29 protein-coding genes and 1 tRNA gene are annotated in these 18,329 nt (G+C 36.8%); 26 read left to right on the forward strand and 4 right to left on the reverse strand.

The genetic code is table 11. The annotated features are described in order from the left end of the window. Positions 1 to 130 precede the first annotated feature (130 nt). The 4 genes from C6H08_RS00005 to flgB are packed head-to-tail and all read right to left on the reverse strand — an operon-like array spanning position 131 to position 4,053. Positions 131 to 2,704, reverse strand: a complete 2,574-nt coding sequence (locus C6H08_RS00005) for a peptidoglycan D,D-transpeptidase FtsI family protein (protein ID WP_034580257.1) — start codon at positions 2,702 to 2,704, stop codon at positions 131 to 133. Positions 2,705 to 2,741: 37 nt separating this feature from the next. Continuing rightward, positions 2,742 to 3,044, reverse strand: coding sequence for a flagellar hook-basal body complex protein FliE (gene fliE, locus C6H08_RS00010; protein WP_004086421.1), 303 nt, complete (start codon positions 3,042 to 3,044; stop codon positions 2,742 to 2,744). A 21-nt stretch (positions 3,045 to 3,065) separates the two neighbouring features. Beyond that, a complete protein-coding gene (flgC, locus tag C6H08_RS00015) occupies positions 3,066 to 3,557 on the reverse strand; it encodes a flagellar basal body rod protein FlgC (RefSeq protein WP_005216538.1) in 492 nt (163 codons plus the stop codon). Between the two features lie 37 nt (positions 3,558 to 3,594). Then, the gene (flgB, locus tag C6H08_RS00020) at positions 3,595 to 4,053 is read right to left on the reverse strand and encodes a flagellar basal body rod protein FlgB (RefSeq protein WP_052100047.1); all 459 of its coding nucleotides are present in this window, start codon (positions 4,051 to 4,053) and stop codon (positions 3,595 to 3,597) included. A 629-nt stretch (positions 4,054 to 4,682) separates the two neighbouring features. Here flgB and rpsJ point away from each other — a divergent pair. The 26 genes from rpsJ (at position 4,683) to C6H08_RS00155 (ending at position 18,314) form a co-directional block, all read left to right on the forward strand. After that, positions 4,683 to 4,994 (forward strand): 30S ribosomal protein S10, encoded by a 312-nt coding sequence (gene rpsJ / locus C6H08_RS00025; RefSeq protein ID WP_004086428.1) that lies wholly within the window; start codon positions 4,683 to 4,685, stop codon positions 4,992 to 4,994. Between the two features lie 29 nt (positions 4,995 to 5,023). Continuing rightward, positions 5,024 to 5,617, forward strand: a complete 594-nt coding sequence (rplC, locus tag C6H08_RS00030) for a 50S ribosomal protein L3 (protein WP_034565206.1) — start codon at positions 5,024 to 5,026, stop codon at positions 5,615 to 5,617. After that, positions 5,617 to 6,231: a 50S ribosomal protein L4 gene (gene rplD / locus C6H08_RS00035; protein WP_034565204.1), complete on the forward strand. Its 615-nt coding sequence runs from the start codon at positions 5,617 to 5,619 to the stop codon at positions 6,229 to 6,231. Before rplC ends, rplD begins: the two co-directional genes overlap by 1 nt. 1 nt (position 6,232) lies before the next feature. Then, positions 6,233 to 6,514, forward strand: a complete 282-nt coding sequence (locus tag C6H08_RS00040; protein ID WP_004086433.1) for a 50S ribosomal protein L23 — start codon at positions 6,233 to 6,235, stop codon at positions 6,512 to 6,514. A 13-nt stretch (positions 6,515 to 6,527) separates the two neighbouring features. Next, the gene (gene rplB, locus C6H08_RS00045) at positions 6,528 to 7,355 is read left to right on the forward strand and encodes a 50S ribosomal protein L2 (protein WP_004086435.1); all 828 of its coding nucleotides are present in this window, start codon (positions 6,528 to 6,530) and stop codon (positions 7,353 to 7,355) included. Positions 7,356 to 7,364: 9 nt separating this feature from the next. Continuing rightward, on the forward strand, positions 7,365 to 7,646 hold the full coding sequence (rpsS, locus tag C6H08_RS00050) for a 30S ribosomal protein S19 (protein ID WP_034565203.1): 282 nt from the start codon (positions 7,365 to 7,367) through the stop codon (positions 7,644 to 7,646). A 12-nt stretch (positions 7,647 to 7,658) separates the two neighbouring features. Beyond that, entirely contained in the window at positions 7,659 to 8,057 is a 399-nt protein-coding gene (gene rplV, locus C6H08_RS00055; RefSeq protein ID WP_052092955.1) for a 50S ribosomal protein L22, read from the forward strand. After that, a complete protein-coding gene (gene rpsC, locus C6H08_RS00060; RefSeq protein ID WP_034565201.1) occupies positions 8,058 to 8,747 on the forward strand; it encodes a 30S ribosomal protein S3 in 690 nt (229 codons plus the stop codon). A gap of 3 nt (positions 8,748 to 8,750) precedes the next feature. After that, on the forward strand, positions 8,751 to 9,176 hold the full coding sequence (gene rplP / locus C6H08_RS00065; protein WP_004086442.1) for a 50S ribosomal protein L16: 426 nt from the start codon (positions 8,751 to 8,753) through the stop codon (positions 9,174 to 9,176). Beyond that, positions 9,163 to 9,366: a 50S ribosomal protein L29 gene (gene rpmC / locus C6H08_RS00070; protein WP_004086444.1), complete on the forward strand. Its 204-nt coding sequence runs from the start codon at positions 9,163 to 9,165 to the stop codon at positions 9,364 to 9,366. The genes rplP and rpmC overlap by 14 nt, the downstream gene beginning before the upstream one ends. 10 nt (positions 9,367 to 9,376) lie before the next feature. Beyond that, on the forward strand, positions 9,377 to 9,643 hold the full coding sequence (gene rpsQ, locus C6H08_RS00075) for a 30S ribosomal protein S17 (RefSeq protein WP_034565195.1): 267 nt from the start codon (positions 9,377 to 9,379) through the stop codon (positions 9,641 to 9,643). Beyond that, positions 9,640 to 10,008 (forward strand): 50S ribosomal protein L14, encoded by a 369-nt coding sequence (gene rplN, locus C6H08_RS00080; protein WP_004086448.1) that lies wholly within the window; start codon positions 9,640 to 9,642, stop codon positions 10,006 to 10,008. Before rpsQ ends, rplN begins: the two co-directional genes overlap by 4 nt. Next, positions 10,008 to 10,232 carry a 50S ribosomal protein L24 gene (rplX, locus tag C6H08_RS00085; RefSeq protein ID WP_004086449.1) on the forward strand — a complete coding sequence of 75 codons (225 nt, stop codon included), beginning with the start codon at positions 10,008 to 10,010 and terminating at the stop codon, positions 10,230 to 10,232. Before rplN ends, rplX begins: the two co-directional genes overlap by 1 nt. Before the next feature lie 9 nt (positions 10,233 to 10,241). Beyond that, positions 10,242 to 10,787: a 50S ribosomal protein L5 gene (rplE, locus tag C6H08_RS00090; RefSeq protein WP_034565193.1), complete on the forward strand. Its 546-nt coding sequence runs from the start codon at positions 10,242 to 10,244 to the stop codon at positions 10,785 to 10,787. A 3-nt stretch (positions 10,788 to 10,790) separates the two neighbouring features. Continuing rightward, the gene (locus tag C6H08_RS00095) at positions 10,791 to 10,976 is read left to right on the forward strand and encodes a type Z 30S ribosomal protein S14 (protein ID WP_004086455.1); all 186 of its coding nucleotides are present in this window, start codon (positions 10,791 to 10,793) and stop codon (positions 10,974 to 10,976) included. Positions 10,977 to 10,986: 10 nt separating this feature from the next. Then, on the forward strand, positions 10,987 to 11,382 hold the full coding sequence (gene rpsH / locus C6H08_RS00100) for a 30S ribosomal protein S8 (protein ID WP_004086457.1): 396 nt from the start codon (positions 10,987 to 10,989) through the stop codon (positions 11,380 to 11,382). Between the two features lie 8 nt (positions 11,383 to 11,390). Further along, positions 11,391 to 11,927 (forward strand): 50S ribosomal protein L6, encoded by a 537-nt coding sequence (gene rplF / locus C6H08_RS00105; protein ID WP_004086460.1) that lies wholly within the window; start codon positions 11,391 to 11,393, stop codon positions 11,925 to 11,927. Positions 11,928 to 11,939: 12 nt separating this feature from the next. Continuing rightward, positions 11,940 to 12,296: a 50S ribosomal protein L18 gene (gene rplR, locus C6H08_RS00110; RefSeq protein WP_034565191.1), complete on the forward strand. Its 357-nt coding sequence runs from the start codon at positions 11,940 to 11,942 to the stop codon at positions 12,294 to 12,296. A gap of 10 nt (positions 12,297 to 12,306) precedes the next feature. Further along, on the forward strand, positions 12,307 to 12,747 hold the full coding sequence (gene rpsE, locus C6H08_RS00115) for a 30S ribosomal protein S5 (RefSeq protein ID WP_034565189.1): 441 nt from the start codon (positions 12,307 to 12,309) through the stop codon (positions 12,745 to 12,747). Positions 12,748 to 12,756: 9 nt separating this feature from the next. Then, entirely contained in the window at positions 12,757 to 13,155 is a 399-nt protein-coding gene (gene rplO / locus C6H08_RS00120; protein ID WP_034565187.1) for a 50S ribosomal protein L15, read from the forward strand. Then, a complete protein-coding gene (secY, locus tag C6H08_RS00125; RefSeq protein WP_004086471.1) occupies positions 13,155 to 14,444 on the forward strand; it encodes a preprotein translocase subunit SecY in 1,290 nt (429 codons plus the stop codon). Before rplO ends, secY begins: the two co-directional genes overlap by 1 nt. Positions 14,445 to 14,451: 7 nt before the next feature. Next, a complete protein-coding gene (map, locus tag C6H08_RS00130; RefSeq protein ID WP_034565185.1) occupies positions 14,452 to 15,210 on the forward strand; it encodes a type I methionyl aminopeptidase in 759 nt (252 codons plus the stop codon). Next, positions 15,211 to 15,435, forward strand: coding sequence for a translation initiation factor IF-1 (gene infA, locus C6H08_RS00135; protein WP_004086475.1), 225 nt, complete (start codon positions 15,211 to 15,213; stop codon positions 15,433 to 15,435). A gap of 106 nt (positions 15,436 to 15,541) precedes the next feature. After that, the gene (locus C6H08_RS00140; protein WP_104686057.1) at positions 15,542 to 16,933 is read left to right on the forward strand and encodes a hypothetical protein; all 1,392 of its coding nucleotides are present in this window, start codon (positions 15,542 to 15,544) and stop codon (positions 16,931 to 16,933) included. A gap of 215 nt (positions 16,934 to 17,148) precedes the next feature. Beyond that, entirely contained in the window at positions 17,149 to 17,442 is a 294-nt protein-coding gene (locus tag C6H08_RS00150) for a hypothetical protein (RefSeq protein WP_034565308.1), read from the forward strand. A 796-nt stretch (positions 17,443 to 18,238) separates the two neighbouring features. Then, a tRNA-Thr gene (locus C6H08_RS00155) sits at positions 18,239 to 18,314 on the forward strand. Positions 18,315 to 18,329 lie beyond the last annotated feature (15 nt).

Consider the following 18,329-nt stretch of genomic DNA (forward strand, 5'->3'; position numbering starts at 1 on the left):
GTTTGTTTTAGAGTGGTGGAAATTGGTTTTCATGTTTGTTTGGTTCCGACCCAATAGTTCGAAGGCGTGTCAATGCGCGGTTATGATATATTGTAAGCAATGATAATATAATTATAAAGAGTTATCTATGCTATTTACGCTCCAAATATCCCTCTTGTGCTAATAGGTCGGCGATTTTTGCAAAAACTGGGGCGGCGGTTTGTCCTGCATAGTAGTCTTCATTTGCTTGTGAGCCATAAGTAACTACGCCGATGGTATATGTTTTTTTGCCATCGCTTGCATAGCCAAAAAATGAGCCATTATAGATGGTCTCACCATCTTTTCTTTCTCTTGCTGTCCCTGTTTTACCGCCTACAATAAGCCCTGCGACATCAGCCCTTTTACCTGTACCTTCCTTCACCACGCGATGTAAAATCTTTTGCATGTATGCGGCATTTTCTGCGCTAATGATTTGCCTAGGAGATTCTATACTTGGATAGAAAATCTTTGAATCTGGGGCTATGAAATGCTTTGTTACATGCGGTGTTACAAGAAAGCCGCCATTATTAAAAGGTGCATAACTACGCAATAGCTGGATAAAAGTCATACGCAATCCATAGCCATAGCTTGCCGTTCCTTTTTCTACCTCTCTATTTAGAATGCTTGGCTTAGGCAATAGCCCCGTGGCTTCGTTTGCTATATCAATGCCTGTGCTTTCACCGATACCAAAGGTTTGAAACATATCTTGCATTTGCTTCCCACTTAGATTGCGTGTGAGTTTTGTCATACCAATATTGCTTGATTTGATGAGAATCTGCTCTGCTGTTGCACTTTTTAGCGGGGTAGAATCTCGTATGGTATAGGTGCGTAATTGATAGATTCCATCATGCAGGTCAAAGTTCTCTTGAAAGTTAATCCACTTTTTATTTGCTAGATAGGCAAATATAAGCGGCTTAATGGTGCTACCGGGTTCAAATGAGCGTTCGGCTGCTGCTACACGCATTTTGCTTGCTATGTCTTTGTCGCGTTTGCCTATATTTGGGTTAAAAGATGATGAAGAGGCAAGTGCTAGAATCTCGCCTGTAGTTGGGTCCATGATACCTGCTACAATTTGTTCTGCTTTGTATTTTTTATGTGCGTCATTGAGTATATCTTGTATTTTTGACTGCAAAGTTAGTGGTATGGTAAGCTGCACTTGGAATCCATCTGTCCTTTCGTGCGTCTTTGCATGACGATTTAATATGATATTTCCACCTTTATCTGCCATACCCAAAATCTTGCCATCGCGTTTTGGCGATAAGATTCCATCTCGATACTTTTCAACGCCAGACTGGGCTACAAGCTTCATTTTATCATCATACATTTTGTCGTTTATTATCTTTTTGCCATAGTTTGTAAAGCCTAGTAATGGCTGCATAAGATTCTTAAAAGGATATGTCCTTTCTATCTTTTCAACAGCAATGTCAAGCCCCCTATCAATCCTTGTGCTTGCATTATTTTTCACATCAGAATTGTAGGTAAAAATAGGCGTATAACATTCTTTTGATAGGTCTATATCTTTATTTTTGTATTCTACCAATAGCACATTTAATTTTTCAAGGGTATTTTCTTCTGTTATATCGCCATTTTCAAAGGATTGCATGGTTTGTAAGACTTCTATATCAAGTGGGGTTTGACTGCCTTTTTCATGTGTAACTTGAGCGCGTGCATAAAGTGTTTTGATCTCTCCGTCTTGCAAACTTGTTTTATTGATATAGGTAAAAGTGCATTTCTTATACACGCCCAAACGCGCTAACTTTTGATTTAAAATGCGTAAATTTGCCGCATCAATGGAATTTACATTTGTAGCAATTAGGGCATTACCACCTTTTTCTATTGAATCCCGCAAAGATTTTATGTCAAAATCCGCATAAAGATGCAAGAGCTGAAATAGTAATTCCCTTTTTTCTTCGTATATGGAAGGGACATAAATGCTTACCCTGTATAGCTTTTTGCTTGTCGCAAGGATATAATTATCTAGGCTTGATATTTGTCCTCGCATAGCAATATCTACATCTGCCTTCACAGACCAAGGGTAATCCCTTGACTTTTTATTGTAGGGATCCATATTTGGTGGTTTTGCAATGATTTTTGCATATACTGCGAGTATAAATACAACAAAACAAAGGGCGAATGTCCCAAGCACTAGGAAAAGTCGCCATGCTTTTTGCGTTTTTGCCTCTTCGCTTATATTTTCTTCATTTTCATCGACTTGTTCTGTCTTTTGGACTTTTCGCGGTATGACTTCATCTTGTTGAATTTTGCGTTTTTCACGCTCATTGTTTGAAAGAGTTGTGATTTTAAAAGAATTTTCATTTGGTGTATCATATAGGCGGAAACGATTTTCCGCAATGCTATCAAGCATTATGGAATCAATATTTTCTTGATTTTTATCTAGTTGTGTTTGGCTGTTGCTGGAGTGTGAGTTTGTGGGGTTTTGCGGTATTTTAACACGAACAGAATCTGCTGCAGCATAATCTCTGTCATTGCTTGAGCGAAGATTCTCATCAATATTGTTATTAGATGGGAAAAGATAGACATTTGCATTACTATTTTGTGATTGCTGTGGGGTAGGGCGGTTGGATTTGCTTATTTGATTTTTGTTTAGTGAATGGTTATCCTCTAAGCTATCCTTTAAAGTAATTTTCTCATTACTTTTAGAATCTCCACCAAAGCTCCCACGCATCTAAAAGCAACAATCCACTAAATTCTTTTAAGCAAAATTAAATTTGAGTGCGTAAAATCTCTTTATACGCACTGATAGCCTTATTTCGCACTTCAAGCATAAGCTTCATGCTGGTTTCTGCTTTACCAATAGTGATGGCTGCTTGGTGTAAATCCTTAACCTGTCCGCTTGCCATGTCTGCCAACGCTCTGTCTGATACTTCTTGAGAAGCATTGAGTTCATCAAGAGACTGCTTCAATAGCGATGAAAAATCGCCTTGTCTTCCTCTAACCTCATTGCTTACATCTGTTAGAGAAATATCAGCAAGACCGGGTGCTGCAATATGTGTAACTTGTGCCATTATTTCTCCTTAATATTAAATTTACGCTTGAAACATAGTGATAGCATTGCTTGCCATGTTTTTCGCACTTTGAAATGCCGCCACATTCGCTTGATATGCTCTAGTGGCTTCTACTAAATCGGCCATTTCGACAACAGGATTAACATTAGGGTATGCAACATAGCCTTGCGCATTTGCATCAGGGTGTGTTGGATCATACTTCATCAACGGCTTATTATCGTCCCTTACAATCTTATCAATATACACACTTGTGATCGGTGGCACAGGCTTTTTGCCATACGCACCTTCTTCAAGTGGATCTTTATATTCCACAAGATTATTGTCCTTTGCCAACCTTTTATTTAATTGCTTATTAAAATCAAAGGCACGAAATACAACCTCTTGTCGCCTATATGGTCCGCCCTCATCAGTTCGCGTAGTGTTTGCATTTGCAATGTTTGCAGAAATGACATTCACGCGCACCCTCTGTGCCGACAAACCATAACCACTAATATCAAAAGTACTCATAAACATGACTAATCCTTTATTCTAACCTAACACAATACTGCCACTATAAATTCTTACTAGATTCTAAAGCGTAAGCAAAAATCCCTTTATGTTTTTTCAACGCTGAAGTAAGTGCTTGATACATAACAGAGTTTTTACCCATCTCGCTTGTTTCTACATCCAAATCCACGCTATTTCCATCATTCCTTGCAAGGTGTCCATCCCGAAAGAATAAAGAGCCAGTCAAAGGATCTGCAAGTCCGCTAGGTAAATGCTGTGGCAACGCCTGAGTTAGTTTTAAGGTTTCAGCTCGAGACTTGTTGTCAAAAATCTGACTCGCTTTCTCGGCAAGCATATCCTCGAAATGAACATCTCTAGGACGATAAAAAGGCGTATCTACATTTGCCATATTGCTTGCAATAAGGTCTTGTCGCAAAGAACGATAATCAAGCGCATTATACACTAGATTATACGCCTTTGATGTTTCAAAAGAAGTCCCTAATGCCTTTGATAGACTTTCCATAGTATTCTCCCTAATATCCATGTAAAAATTCAAAATTAAGACATGCTAAGCAAATCCAATTCCAAAAATACACTTAACCGAAAAACTCCAACATTATACCCTTTTTTTGTAAATAAAACAATTAAATTAATGAACTTGCGGTCAAAGTTGGCATAAGTTGTTGTTTCAGTGTATTTGTGTCTTTTTTTTGGTACGTGTTTTTAGCGTCTTAATGTCTAAGTAGCTGTCCAGCAAATGATGTTCCAAAAAACTATTCAAATTACAGACCTGCTAAAAAATATAAGATTATACAATGGAGTATGACTTTATCGTAGGTATAGCGAAGTGTCAAATTATCCAAATTATTAAGTTTTGTATTGTCCGACAATTATGACATATATCAACCGAACAAATGACTCATTATTGCTCCAAGCATTATATTTAATAGAAAATTTCCTTATACTAAGGAATAAAAAATATAAAAAATACAGCATTTTATGCGGATATGTATTGACTTAACACACTTTTTTTATTAGAATTTTGTCTTTGTTTTTACGACACTGCGATATTTTACTTTGTAGATTTTAGCATGGCAATGCAAAACTAGGGTATGTATTGGCAGTGCGAGTTCTTAACTATAAAGGAAAAATATGCAAAAGATTAGGCTAAAGTTGAAGGCTTATGATCACAGAGTGCTTGATCGCTCGATAGCAGCCATTGTCAGTGCGGTAAAGAGGACGGGTTCTGAAATCATTGGACCAGTGCCCTTGCCAACTAGAAAAAGACGATATACGGTTTTGCGTTCTCCGCATATCAATAAAGATTCTAGAGAGCAATTTGAGATACGCATACACAGCAGAATCATCGACATTATGTCTGCGACAGGAGAGACCGTTGATAGTCTTATGAAGCTTGACTTAGCCCCAGAGGTTGATGTTGAAGTAATGTCAATGGATAAATAAGTTTGTATTTGTTGTATAAGGAAATAAGAATGGAATTTATAGTGCAAAAGGTAGGTATGAGTCGTATTATCGCTACACCTAGCCAAGCTGTAACGCTACTAAAAGTATTAAATGCTAAAGTATGTAAGCTAGAAGAAAATGGTAAGGCTTTGGTTGCCTACTCTAAAGGAAAAACATGCAATAAAAGCATTGAGGGCAATCAAAAGAAGTATAATCTAAGCAAGGAATTTAACCGCTTTGCTACACTAAAGGTTGCAAATACTGAAGTTGGCGATTTAGATATGTCTAGCCTTAGCGATGGCAAGGTTGTAAAAGCAAGTTTTAAGACAAAAGGTCGTGGTTTTAGTGGTGCAATGAAGCGTTGGAATTTTCAAGGTGGTCCAGCAGCACATGGTAGTAGATTCCATAGAAGACTTGGTTCTATTGGGAATAGAGAGTGGCCGGGTCGAGTTCAGCCGGGTAAAAAAATGGCAGGACATTATGGTGATGAGCTTGTGAGTGTGAGAAGTGAGATTATTTCTTTTGATACACAAAGCGGTATCCTTGTATTAAAGGGTTCTGTGGCAGGGTATAATGGTGCTTATGGTAAAATCACTATTTTAGATAAAAAAGGTAGTAAATAATGAGTAAGGCAATTATGTTAGATGGCAAGTTTGTCAAAGGTGCTGAAGTAGCATTGCCAGAGCGTTATGCAGAGATTAAAGAACACAACTTGTATCTTTATGTAAAGTCGTATCTTGCTAGTCTTCGTGCGAACAACGCACAAGCAAAAACAAGAGGCAAAGTAAGCGGTGGCGGTAAAAAGCCATGGGCTCAAAAAGGTGGCGGTAGGGCGCGTGCTGGTAGCATTACTTCTCCTGTGTTTGTTGGCGGTGGTGTAAGTCATGGTCCAAGCAATAACAGAAACTATGATTTAAAGATTAATAAAAAGCAAAAAAGATTAGCACTTGAATATGCTTTGCAACAAAAGGCAAATGAAGGCAAACTTTTTGTCATAGAATCTATCAATGTAGAAAGTGGCAAAACAAAAGATGCGTTCGCACAATTTAAAGCACTAGGGCAAAGAAGCACATTATTTGTAACACAAGTGAGTAATGAAAAAACATTTCTTGCATTCCGCAATTTACAATCGTGTTATTTAGCTGATGCGAGTGAGTTAAACGCATATCTTGTAGCAGCATTTAGAAGCGTTGTGATTGAAAAAGCGGTGTTTGATGAACTTGTAAAAAGAGGTTAAGATGGCAGATATAACAGATATTAAAACGATTTTATATACAGAAAAATCTTTAGGATTGCAAGAAAGCGGTGTTATGGTTGTCCAAACTTCTACACGCATGACAAAAAACAGATTAAAGCAAATCTTTAAAGAATATTTTGGTTTTACACCTTTAAAAATAAACTCTTTGAGACAAGATGGTAAAACAAAGCGTTTTCGTGGTAAAGAAGGTCAAAGAGCTGATTTTAAAAAGTTTTATGTAAAGATTCCAGAAGGTGCGAATATCGATTCGCTTGCCGTATAGTTAAGGAGCAAACATGGCAGTAAAAACATATAAACCCTATACACCTAGTAGGAGATTTATGTCAGGTTTAAGCTCTGCTGATATTACAGCAAAGCCTAGCGTGAGAAAACTTCTTGTTAAACTTCCTGTAACAGCAGGTAGAAATAATAATGGTAGAATCACAAGCCGACATAAAGAAGGTGGTGCAAAGAAGCTTTATAGAATCATTGACTTCAAGCGTAATAAATTTAATGTTGAGGGTCGTGTAGCAGCGATTGAGTATGATCCATATAGAAATTGTCGCATTGCTCTCATTAACTATAAAGATGGTGATAAACGCTATATCATTCAGCCTAGTGGCTTAAAAGTTGGCGATTTGGTTATCGCGGCTGAAGGTGGGCTTGATGTAAAGGTGGGCTTTGCAATGAAGCTTAAAAATATCCCTATAGGAACAATCGTTCATAACATTGAGTTACACCCACAAGCAGGTGGTGCGATAGCAAGAAGTGCTGGTGCGTCAGCACAGATTATGGGGCGTGAAGGTAAATATACAATCTTGCGTATGCCAAGTGGTGAAATGCGATACATTTTAGAAGAGTGTATGGCGACAATCGGTAATGTAGGGAATGAAGATTTTGCAAATATATCTATCGGTAAGGCAGGTAGGAATCGTCATAGAGGTATCCGCCCACAAACTCGTGGTAGTGCTATGAACCCAGTAGATCACCCACATGGTGGTGGTGAGGGTAAAACTGGCTCAAGCGGTCATCCTGTATCGCCTTGGGGAACACCAGCTAAAGGCTATAAGACAAGACGCAAAAAAGCAAGTGATAGACTTATCATATCAAGACGAAAGAAGTAAGGAAATAATATGGCAAGATCAATTAAAAAAGGTCCTTTTATAGATACTCATCTTGAAAAGAAAGTAGTAAAGGCAAAAGCCGCAAAAGATAATAAGCCCATTAAAACATGGTCAAGAAGAAGCACTATCCTACCAGAAATGATAGGATTAACTTTCAGTGTGCATAATGGTCGCACTTTTGTGCCTGTGTATGTTACAGAGAATCATGTGGGCTATAAGCTTGGTGAGTTTGCCCCAACGCGAACTTTTAAAGGACATAAGAGCAGTGTCCAAAAGAAAATTGGTAAGTAATGAGGGATGACAATGGCTAAAAAACAGAATACAAAACAAACAAATGGCGGTGTAGCTATTTTGCGTTACGCGCGTCTATCTCCCACGAAGGCGCGTTTAATCGCAAGACAAGTGCAAGGCATGAATGCTGAAGTTGCATTAGCAAGTTTAGAATTTACTGCAAACAAGGCAGCAAAAGCTATTTATAAAACATTGGCATCAGCACTTGCAAATGGTGGGTTTGAATCTACTGGAGCCGAAGTTACTTCGTGTAGGGTTGATGCAGGTCCGGTATTGCGTCGTTTCATGCCAAGGGCGAGAGGCAGGGCAACTCCTATACGCAAACCTATGGCACATATATATGTGGAAGTAAATGCGGTAAAAAAGGTAGCTAAACAAACAAGCAAAAAAAGTAAAGGTGAGGTTAAGTAAATGGGTCAAAAAGTCAATCCAATCGGACTAAGATTAGGCATTAATAGAAATTGGACTTCAAGATGGTTTCCAAACGCTCAAAACACACCAGAGAGAATTGGCGAGGATCACATTATTCGTAAATTCTTGAAAAAAGAACTTTATTATGCGAGTGTAAGTGAAATTATCATTGAACGCATGGCAACAAAGCTTCGCGTAACTGTTGTAGCAGCAAAGCCGGGGTTAATCATCGGTAAAAAAGGTGCGGATATTGAAAAAGTAAAAGAAACTTTAAGAAAGCTTGTGAATAAAGATGTTGCTATAAACATTAAAGAAGTAAAAAGAGCACAAGCTAACGCACAGCTTGCAGCAGAGAGTGTTGCAATGCAGCTTGAGCGTAGGGTTGCTTTTAGACGAGCGATGAAAAAGGTTATGCAGCAAGCAATGAAGTCTGGTGCAAAAGGCATCAAGGTAAAAGTGTCTGGTCGTTTAGCAGGTGCTGAAATGGCGAGAACAGAATGGTATATGGAAGGTAGAGTGCCTTTGCATACACTGCGTGCAAAAATTGATTATGGTTTTGCTGAAGCGGCAACGACTTATGGAATCATTGGTGTAAAAGTTTGGATCTTTAAAGGCGAAGTTTTACAAAAGGGTATCCAGACTGACAGAGAAGAATCAAAAGATTCTCGCACGAAAGCTAAAAGGAGATAGATTATGTTAATGCCAAAAAGGACAAAATATAGAAAGCAGATGAAAGGCAGAAATCGCGGTAAATCTCATCGCGGTAATGCCCTTGCATTTGGCGATATTGGTATCAAAGCGCTTGAACATGGCAGGATAGATTCAAGACAGATAGAATCTGCAAGGATTGCTATGACTCGCCATGTAAAAAGGGCGGGTAAGGTATGGATACGAGTTTTCCCAGATAAGCCTTTGACTGCAAAGCCACTTGAAGTGAGAATGGGTAAAGGTAAAGGTAGCGTTGAAAAATGGGTTATGAATATTAAGCCCGGTCGTATTATCTACGAGATGATTGGTATTGATGAGGCAACAGCACGCGATGCGCTTGCATTAGCACAAAGTAAATTACCATTTAAGACAAAAATTGTAACGAGCGAGAGTGAAAATGAAATATACTGATTTGAAAGATAAGGATTTGCCAGAATTAAGGCAATTATTGAAAGATAAGAAAACAGAGTTATTTACCTTGAGAATAAAGCTAAAAACAGCACAGCTAACTAAGCCTAGCGAGATTAGCGTTGTGCGTAAAGATATTGCGCGTATTGCGACAGCAATATCAGCTAAACTCAATTTAGAAGAAAATAATTAAGGGATTGTTTATGAGTGAAAAGCAAGCACATAAAAGAGTAATACAAGGTAAGGTCGTAAGTATTGCGGGTAATAAAAGTGCGGTTATTTTAGTAGAACGAAAGGTTGTGCATCCAAAATACCGCAAGATTGTAAAAAGATTCAAAAAATATATCATTCATGATGAAGAGCATAAAGCAAAGATTGGTGATGTGGTAAGTGCGATTGAGTGCAAACCTATCTCTAAGCACAAAGCCTTTACATTGAAAGATATTGTAGTAGTAGGAGTGTCAGAATGATACAGAGTTTTACAAGACTAAGCGTTGCTGACAATAGCGGTGCAAAAGAAGTTATGTGTATCAAAGTTTTGGGCGGTAGTCATAAGCGATATGCAAGCGTAGGTGATGTTATTGTGGTGTCTGTTAAAAAGGCTATCCCAAATGGCAAGGTGAAAAAAGGGCAAGTGCTAAAGGCCGTTGTTGTCCGCACAAAAAAAGAGATTCACAGAGACAATGGCTCTCTTGTGCGTTTTGATGATAATGCGGCAGTATTGCTTGATGCAAAAAGAGAGCCTATTGGCACTCGTATTTTTGGTCCAGTTAGTAGAGAAGTGCGATATGCGAATTTTATGAAGATAGTATCGTTAGCTCCGGAGGTATTATAGTGAATAAGGTAAAGATTAAAAAAGGCGATATGGTAACAATTATCGCTGGTGATGACAAGGGTAAAAGCGGCGAAGTTCTTGCTGTGTTCCCAAAGAAAAATACTTTGATTGTTAAAGATTGTAAAGTGGCAAAAAAGGCAGTAAAGCCAACAGATGATAATAAAAAAGGTGGTTTTGTTGCAAAAGAAATGCCTATACATATTTCTAATGTAAAAAAATCATAGGAGTGAAATATGTATGCTTTAAAAGAACGATATAAAAATGAGATTAGAGAAGAGCTTAAAAGAGCATTAGATATTAAGAATCCTATGCTTTTACCAAAGTTAGAAAAGATTGTGATTAGCGTAGGAGCTGGTGAGTATGCTAAAGAGGCAAAAATCATGCAAAACATTGCTGATACTATCTCTTTGATTGCAGGGCAAAAGGCAATTATCACAAAGGCAAAAAAATCTGTCGCAGGTTTTAAAATGCGTGAAGGTATGCCAATGGGTGTAAAAGTTACTTTGCGTGGCAATATGATGTATAACTTTTTAGAAAAACTCATTGTTATTGCATTGCCAAGAGTGAAAGACTTTAGAGGGATACCTCGCAATGGCTTTGATGGTCGTGGTAATTATAGCTTTGGTTTAAACGAGCAGCTTATGTTTCCTGAAGTTGTTTATGATGATATTATGGTTACGCATGGTATGAATATTACGATTGTAACAAGCACAGATGACGATAAAGAAGCCTTTAAGCTTTTAGAGTTACTTGGTATGCCGTTTGCAAAAGGGAGATAATTTATGGCAAAGAAATCTATGATAGCAAAAGCAAAGAGAAAAGCAAAATTTAGTGTTCGCAAATATACGCGTTGTCAAGTATGTGGCAGACCACATTCTGTGTATCGTGATTTTTCTTTGTGTCGTGTATGTTTAAGAAAAATGGGCAATGAGGGATTAATCCCCGGTTTAAGAAAAGCAAGCTGGTAAGGAGATAAAGATGGTCAATGATATTATTGCAGATTCTCTTACGCGGATTAGAAATGCAGCAATGAGAAAGCTCGATAGCACTGAATTATATTATGCAAAAATTGTTGCAAGTATTATGGAAGTTTTTAAGCAAAGAGGCTTTATTAAAGATTATAAAATCAATGATAAAGACGGCAAACAAAGCATTTTCGTGCAACTTGCTTATGATGATTCTGGTGTTTCTGTGATTAATGAAATCACTCGCATTAGTAAGCCCGGAAGAAGAGTATATAAAACTTCTAAGGAATTAAAAAGATTTAAAAATGGTTATGGAATCATCGTTGTTAGCACAAGCAAAGGTGTAATCGCAAATGATGAAGCTTATAAAACAAATGTTGGAGGCGAAGCCCTCTGCAGTATTTGGTAGGAGTAGAAATGTCAAGAATTGGTAAGAAGCCTATCAGTATCCCAGATGGTATTGAAGTAAAGGTTGATAATAGTAAAATCATTTTCAAAGGCAAGAAAGAGAGCAAAGAGCTTGAGACACATGGTAGAGTTGGCATTAAGCTTGAGGATAAGCAATTATCTTTTTCACTATTAGACGATATGCCACAATCTCGTGCATTTTGGGGAACTTATCGTGCGTTAGCAAACAATATTGTTGTAGGTTTGCATGAAGGCTTTACAAAAACACTTGAGATCAATGGTGTGGGTTATAAGGCAAATGTAAGCGGTAAGACTCTAGAGTTAGCGCTTGGTTTCTCTCACCCAATTAAGTATCCTATCCCTGAAAATGTTGAAATTGGTGTTGAAAAAAATACCATTACCATTAAAGGAAGTGATAAACAGCAAATTGGACAAATTGCCGCAGAGATTAGAGAGTTTAGACCACCAGAACCATATAAAGGTAAGGGTGTGAAATACAGCGATGAAGTGATATTGCGTAAAGCAGGAAAAACTTCTAAAAAATAATAAGGTGAGAATATGACAGCTAAAGTTTTAGAGAAAAAAAAGATTCTAAGAGAAAAATGTAAAAAGCGTATCCGTTCTCAATGCAATGGAAATGCGACAAAGCCACGAGTAAGCGTATTCCGTTCAAATAAACATTTTTACGCACAAGCTATTGATGATAGCAAAGGGCATACAATCGCAGCTATTGATAGCAGGGTATTAAAAGTTGGCAATACAAAAGAAGACACAAATAAAATGGGTGCTGAATTTGCAAAGCTTTTAAAAGCAAAAAATATTAGTGCAGTTGTGTTTGATAGAAATGGATATTTGTATCATGGTGTAGTTGCTGCATTTGCTGATGGCTTAAGAAATAATGGCATAGCTCTATAAGGAGAGACAAGTGGAAATCAATAGAGAAGAATTTAGTGAAGTTGTGGTAAATATAGGACGCGTAACAAAAGTTGTAAAAGGTGGTAGAAGATTCCGCTTTAATGCACTTGTTGTTGTTGGTAATCGCAATGGCTTAGTAGGCTTTGGTTTAGGCAAAGCCAAAGAAGTCCCCGATGCGATTAAAAAAGCAATTGATGATGCGTTTAAAAATATTGTGCAAGTAAATATTAAAGGCACAACAATAGCACATGATATTGAGCATAAATATAATGCAAGCAAGATTCTATTAAAGCCTGCAAGCGAGGGAACTGGTGTTATCGCTGGTGGAAGTGCCCGTCCTGTTATAGAACTTGCTGGTATCAAAGATATTTTGACAAAATCGCTTGGCTCTAATAACCCATACAATGTAGTGCGTGCGACTATTGATGCGCTTGTTAGAATCAAGGCGTAAGGAGAAAGTATGTTAGAAAAAATTAAACCCGCTGAAAATAGTACAAAAGACATTAAAAGAGTAGGGCGAGGGCAGGGTTCTGGCATGGGTAAAACTTCTACTCGTGGCGGTAAAGGGCAAACTGCAAGAACAGGCTATAAAGCAAAAAGAGGCTTTGAGGGCGGACAGCAACCATTACAAAGAAGATTGCCAAAAGTTGGTTTTAACTCACATGTGGAAAAGCCTTTTGTTATTAATGCTGAAAAACAAAAAAAAGTTGCAACACTAGATTCTATTAGCCTTGAGACTTTACGCTCGATCTACACAATCCCAAAATATGTTACAAAAGTAAAGCTTATTGGGGCAAGTGCAAAGAATCTAAAATCTAAAATCAGTGATGAAAGTGTTGTAGTAACTGGACAAGCTTAATGAATAAAAGTATTCTCAATAAAATTCTTATTACTCTCGCATTCTTATTTGCTTATAGAATGCTATCTTATGTTCCTGTTCCCGGCGTTGATGCTGAAGTGTTAAAACGCATTTTTGATAGCAATGCAAGCAATGCGCTTGGACTTTTTAATATGTTTAGCGGTAATGCGTTGGAACGCGTTAGTATTATCTCTCTTGGTATCATGCCTTATATCACCGCATCAATTATCATGGAGCTTTTATCAGCGACTTTTGCAAATATCGGCAAGATGAAAAAAGAAAGAGATGGTATGCAGCAGTATATGCAGATTATCCGCTATCTTACGATATTTATTACAATCGTGCAGGCAATCAGTGTATCCTATGGTCTGCAAAGCATTGATGGTGGTAGTGCTATTATGTTGCATAATATGACTTTATTTGTGTCTATTGCGGTTATTTCTATGCTTGCTGGGACGATGCTTCTCATGTGGATAGGAGAGCAGATTACACAAAGAGGCGTGGGTAATGGTATAAGCCTTATTATTTTTGCTGGGATTGTATCTGGGATTCCGGGTGCGATTGGTGCGGAGTTTAGTGCGGTAAGTGAGAATGAAAAAAGCATATTCCAACTATTACTTGTATTGGCGGTTATCCTTATTACCGTGTTTGTTATTATTTATGTTGAGCTTGGTGAAAGAAGAGTGCCTATCTCTTATGCGCGTAAAGTCATCATGCAAAATCAGCATAAGCGGATTATGAACTACATTCCAATTAAGATAAATTTAAGCGGTGTTATTCCACCTATTTTTGCTTCAGCCTTGCTTGTTTTTCCATCGACCATATTGCAACAATTTGCAGGAAAACAAGTTGCAGAAAATCAAGCAAATAGTGACTCATGGCTTGTTATAATTGCAGATTACATAAGCCCATCATCGTATTTTTATAATATCCTTATGTTTATCTTTATTATCTTTTTTGCGTATTTTTACTCTTCAATTGTGTTTAACGCAAAAGATATAGCAGATAATCTTAAGCGACAAAATGGCTATATACCGGGACTGCGACCCGGAGAGAATACCGCGAGTTATCTCAATAAGGTAGCGGGGCATTTAACATTCTGGGGTGCTTTATATCTTGCAATTATTTCTACTATTCCATGGATTCTATTAAAAGGTATAGGGGTGCATTTTGTGTTTGGTGGGACTTCTGTATTGATTGTAGTCCAAGTTGCTATTGATACAATGAGAAAGATTGAGGCACAGCTATATACAAGCAAGTATCAAACATTAAGTGCGGTGGGAATCTAAGCTTACTATGAGTATTGCGACAAGAAATAAAAATGAATTAGCATTACTAGCTCAAGCAAACAAAGTGGTTGCCCTAACGCTTGATTATGCTAAAACGATAGTAAGTGAGGGGATTAGTCTTTTAGATCTTGACAAGGCAATCGAAGATAAGATTCTATCATTAGAATCGTTGCCAAGCTTTAAAGGATTATATGGCTTTCCTAATGCGGCATGTATATCTGTAAATCAAGTGATTATACATGGCATTCCAACAGATTATCGCTTAAAGCAAGGCGATATCGTTGGCATTGATATTGGCACAAAATATAAAAATTATTATGGCGATGGGGCAATTACTATTGGTGTAGGCAAGGTAAGCGATAAGGATGCAAAGCTTATGGAGTGTTCCTTACGCACACTTTATAATACAATAGATTCCATAAAAGCTGGTATGCGATTTAAAGAGATTAGTGCTATTTTACAGGAAAATATCGAGGGCATGGGCTTTGTGCCTTTGCTTGGATTCTGTGGGCATGGCATAGGCACAAAGCCACATGAAGAGCCGAGTATCCCAAATTATTTAGAAGATGGTGTCAAAATGGGCGGTCCTAAGGTTAGAAACGGCATGGTATTTTGCCTTGAGCCTATGGTATGCCAAAAAAATGGTGAGCCTGTCATTTTAGATGATAAATGGTCTGTTGTAAGCAAAGATGGTTTAAATACTTCTCATCATGAGCACACAATCGCAATCATTGATGGAAAGGCAAGAATTTTAACGGAGTTATAAATGGCAAAAGATGATGTAATTAAAGTAGATGGTAAAGTAATCGAGGCATTGCCTAGCACGACATTTAGAGTAGAGTTAGAGAATAAGCATATAGTGCTATGCCATATTTCTGGTAAAATGCGTATGCACAATATTAAGATTCTACCCGGCGATAATGTGCAGATAGAATTAACCCCATATAGCCTTGATAAAGGTCGCATTGTATTACGCTATCCGCGTGATTAGCCTTTATGACTAGTGGCTTTAAGAGAACACATATAGCAGGGGTTATATAAATAAATTTTGCGCTTAAATTATCTTATTTGAATCTATTTTGCAAAAAGGATAAAAAATGAGTGAGAATGTAACGATACAACATAATAAAGATTGTATAGAACTAATAAGGGGGGGGGGGGTAACTTGCTATAAGCATAATAAGCAAGTAAAACCCAAAATAGATTTTATACAATATGTGCTGCTTGTATGTATAGCTTTAGTTTTTATAGCTTGTAGCAACTCTTTGCAATATGTGAAAGATTCTAGTAGTTTTTCTAGCTTTGAGCTAGACTATCATGATATAGAATCCGTGATAGATGAAAACGCAAAATCCTTCATAAAATCAAACCTCATGAAAAAGTATGACGCTGATAAAAAAGCAGTCATGGCAATATCAAATATAGAGAATCTAAGCGATGAAAAGATAGACACAGAGTTTATAAGTCGCAAACTCATACGCAGACTTAGCTCTTATGAGCAAATCGTGCTAACAAACGCAGTAGCAGGCAGTGGTGCTAAAGCAGACAGCATGATAGAAGATTCTAGAAAGCTAACAGAAAATGATAACTTCAATCAATATACAACAAAAGAAAAAGGCAGAATTTTAGCACCCGAATACAGCCTTAGTGGAAAAATCACAAAAAGTATAAAAAACATAGGCAAAAAGCAAAGGGTAGATTATCAATTTCTCTTTATAGTCAGTGATTTAGATAGCGGTAGAGAGGTTTGGAGTAATGACACGATAATAAGTAAAGCGATAAAAAAAGAGGAAATAAGCAAATACAGCACAACAAATACAAACAATGTCGAAGCTACCAAATACAATGAAATAGGCTGGAACAATTACTACAATAGCGAGTATGGCAAAGCTAAAAAATACTTTAAAAAAGCTTGTAATCTAGGCTTAAAAGAAGCATGTGAAAATGTAAGAAAAGCACAAGATTCTAAAAAGGAAGCAAGGATTGCTAGGTCGTTTCTCAATGATACAAATAGTACTTTTGGCGGGATTGTGGGAGCTGATGTTGGCATTTTTTCTGGTGGTAGGGTCAATATGCCACAAACGACTTATTTACGCAGAATAAGCAATCAAGCATTAATGAAAGTATATATTGAAGAATTTTCTAGTCATTCGCATGTTTCTAATTATCCTGTTACCTTAAGAGTAGGTGGATTCTACAAAAAAGATAAGGGGTTATTTTTAGAAACGAACTTTTTGTATCGTATATATGACAACAAACTCGCACCACTTGAAGTCGATTGCATATGGACTGATGGACAATACTGCAATCCTGCAACAAATGTAAAAAGTGTGGATTTTCAACATTCTCAAATTGGAGGAAATTTGAGAATTGGCTATGGGAATACATGGAGATATGTATCGCTGATGGGATATATAGGGGGCGGTGCTTTTTTAGATGTGGATTCCAATATGACCATAAGAGGACATTTTTCGAATAGAGTGGTATAAAGACTATAATCTTACCAAAAAGATACAAGGTATCTATCCATTTTGGGAAATAGGTAGTTATATGACATATAAAGATAGGTTTTTTGTAGAAATGAGTTATAGATATGTTTTTGAGGGTGATATTGATAAATATTGGGTTGACGCCTCTTCTTTTAATCTCGGCATAGGCGTATTTTTAAGTAAAAAAAAATGTTTAGTCGTTAAAGGATTGGCAAATGATAATTTGGGGCATATTGTTAGGCGGACTTGTGTTTCTTAAGCAAAAATGGGCGAAAGCCCTAATTGCTGTCCTGATAGCTGGTTATATAATTCTTGTGTTTGTTGGTATCAACGAAGTGCCGAAGTTTGCTCAAAACAAATTGATATTCAGCGAAATAAAAAATGCGTTCATAGTCATTGTGATTGTCGCGTCTGTGTATTTCTTGTCGAAAAAAGATCAATCACCTAACAAGCAACAAGAAAAAGCAAGAAAAGACAGAAAGCTAGATTCTATAAAAACCCTAATATAAGGCATAGTGAAACATATCTTACGCATTCTAAAGAAATTTTACACATAGATTCTAATGTAGAATCTAAAGAGAATGTTTTATTATCAAGTAAAGATTCTATAGAATCTAAAGAAATCTATCAAGCAAAGTCTTTAGAAAAAGAGCATACACAAGATATTACCCCAGAAGTAGAAATCATAGAAGTAAAAGATGAAAATAAAAGATCTAAAAATGATAGAATCCTTTGTTCTTTTTGTGGTAGTAAAAATGTATCAAATGCGAATTTTTGCCATTCCTGTGGTAAGAGTATAAGCTTAGATTCTAAAGATTTTAGAGAATCTAAAAAAGAATATGCTAATAATAAAGCTGGTATTTTAAAATATCAAGGCTTATTTCAAATTCTTATAGGATTGCATGGGTTATTTGTGATTGTATTTATATTGTCAATAGTGCTTTCGGAGTTTAAAACAAAACCGATAGAATCTTTATTTTTTGGTGTTTTATTATTGTTGCCATTCGCATACACTTTCTACCAATACTTTAGATATAAAAAAATTTGGACATATTATGTATTTTTAGTATGCTTTGGCTTACTTTGCATATTGTCATTTTTTGGAATGTTTGGGAATCCTTTCGCTGTCATTGTTTTTATTTTATATTGTCTTATCCTTTGGTATCTTTATGAAAGCTTAAAATTAAATGGTTAAAATATTGTCTAAACTTAATTAATTTAAAAAATATCATTTAAGTCTTGACAAAGTTAAAAAAATAAGGCATAATTCAACCTTTAATCTTTTAGCATTTTTGATTTTAGTATGCTGGTTTAGCTCAGTTGGTAGAGCAGCTGCCTTGTAAGCAGCAGGCCGGGGGTTCGAGTCCCTTAACCAGCTCCATTTTTTAATCAAACT

The organism is Helicobacter bilis (genome assembly GCF_900198365.1).
Lineage (GTDB): Bacteria > Campylobacterota > Campylobacteria > Campylobacterales > Helicobacteraceae > Helicobacter_A > Helicobacter_A bilis_B.

What these genes read in the sequence shown, in the direction of transcription:
- rplC (WP_034565206.1), top strand. Translation starts at nt 5,024, where the DNA reads ATGGAATTTATAGTGCAAAAGGTAGGTATGAGTCGTATTATCGCTACA.
- map (WP_034565185.1), top strand. Translation starts at nt 14,452, where the DNA reads ATGAGTATTGCGACAAGAAATAAAAATGAATTAGCATTACTAGCTCAA.
- rplV (WP_052092955.1), top strand. Translation starts at nt 7,659, where the DNA reads ATGGCTAAAAAACAGAATACAAAACAAACAAATGGCGGTGTAGCTATT.
- rplD (WP_034565204.1), top strand. Translation starts at nt 5,617, where the DNA reads ATGAGTAAGGCAATTATGTTAGATGGCAAGTTTGTCAAAGGTGCTGAA.
- flgC (WP_005216538.1), bottom strand. Translation starts at nt 3,557, where the DNA reads ATGTTTATGAGTACTTTTGATATTAGTGGTTATGGTTTGTCGGCACAG.
- C6H08_RS00150 (WP_034565308.1), top strand. Translation starts at nt 17,149, where the DNA reads ATGATAATTTGGGGCATATTGTTAGGCGGACTTGTGTTTCTTAAGCAA.
- secY (WP_004086471.1), top strand. Translation starts at nt 13,155, where the DNA reads ATGAATAAAAGTATTCTCAATAAAATTCTTATTACTCTCGCATTCTTA.
- C6H08_RS00040 (WP_004086433.1), top strand. Translation starts at nt 6,233, where the DNA reads ATGGCAGATATAACAGATATTAAAACGATTTTATATACAGAAAAATCT.
- C6H08_RS00005 (WP_034580257.1), bottom strand. Translation starts at nt 2,704, where the DNA reads ATGCGTGGGAGCTTTGGTGGAGATTCTAAAAGTAATGAGAAAATTACT.
- rplF (WP_004086460.1), top strand. Translation starts at nt 11,391, where the DNA reads ATGTCAAGAATTGGTAAGAAGCCTATCAGTATCCCAGATGGTATTGAA.
- rpsC (WP_034565201.1), top strand. Translation starts at nt 8,058, where the DNA reads ATGGGTCAAAAAGTCAATCCAATCGGACTAAGATTAGGCATTAATAGA.
- rpsQ (WP_034565195.1), top strand. Translation starts at nt 9,377, where the DNA reads ATGAGTGAAAAGCAAGCACATAAAAGAGTAATACAAGGTAAGGTCGTA.
- rplR (WP_034565191.1), top strand. Translation starts at nt 11,940, where the DNA reads ATGACAGCTAAAGTTTTAGAGAAAAAAAAGATTCTAAGAGAAAAATGT.
- rpsH (WP_004086457.1), top strand. Translation starts at nt 10,987, where the DNA reads ATGGTCAATGATATTATTGCAGATTCTCTTACGCGGATTAGAAATGCA.
- infA (WP_004086475.1), top strand. Translation starts at nt 15,211, where the DNA reads ATGGCAAAAGATGATGTAATTAAAGTAGATGGTAAAGTAATCGAGGCA.
- C6H08_RS00140 (WP_104686057.1), top strand. Translation starts at nt 15,542, where the DNA reads ATGAGTGAGAATGTAACGATACAACATAATAAAGATTGTATAGAACTA.
- fliE (WP_004086421.1), bottom strand. Translation starts at nt 3,044, where the DNA reads ATGGCACAAGTTACACATATTGCAGCACCCGGTCTTGCTGATATTTCT.
- rplP (WP_004086442.1), top strand. Translation starts at nt 8,751, where the DNA reads ATGTTAATGCCAAAAAGGACAAAATATAGAAAGCAGATGAAAGGCAGA.
- rpsJ (WP_004086428.1), top strand. Translation starts at nt 4,683, where the DNA reads ATGCAAAAGATTAGGCTAAAGTTGAAGGCTTATGATCACAGAGTGCTT.
- flgB (WP_052100047.1), bottom strand. Translation starts at nt 4,053, where the DNA reads ATGGAAAGTCTATCAAAGGCATTAGGGACTTCTTTTGAAACATCAAAG.
- rplB (WP_004086435.1), top strand. Translation starts at nt 6,528, where the DNA reads ATGGCAGTAAAAACATATAAACCCTATACACCTAGTAGGAGATTTATG.
- rpmC (WP_004086444.1), top strand. Translation starts at nt 9,163, where the DNA reads ATGAAATATACTGATTTGAAAGATAAGGATTTGCCAGAATTAAGGCAA.
- C6H08_RS00095 (WP_004086455.1), top strand. Translation starts at nt 10,791, where the DNA reads ATGGCAAAGAAATCTATGATAGCAAAAGCAAAGAGAAAAGCAAAATTT.
- rpsS (WP_034565203.1), top strand. Translation starts at nt 7,365, where the DNA reads ATGGCAAGATCAATTAAAAAAGGTCCTTTTATAGATACTCATCTTGAA.
- rplN (WP_004086448.1), top strand. Translation starts at nt 9,640, where the DNA reads ATGATACAGAGTTTTACAAGACTAAGCGTTGCTGACAATAGCGGTGCA.
- rplO (WP_034565187.1), top strand. Translation starts at nt 12,757, where the DNA reads ATGTTAGAAAAAATTAAACCCGCTGAAAATAGTACAAAAGACATTAAA.
- rplE (WP_034565193.1), top strand. Translation starts at nt 10,242, where the DNA reads ATGTATGCTTTAAAAGAACGATATAAAAATGAGATTAGAGAAGAGCTT.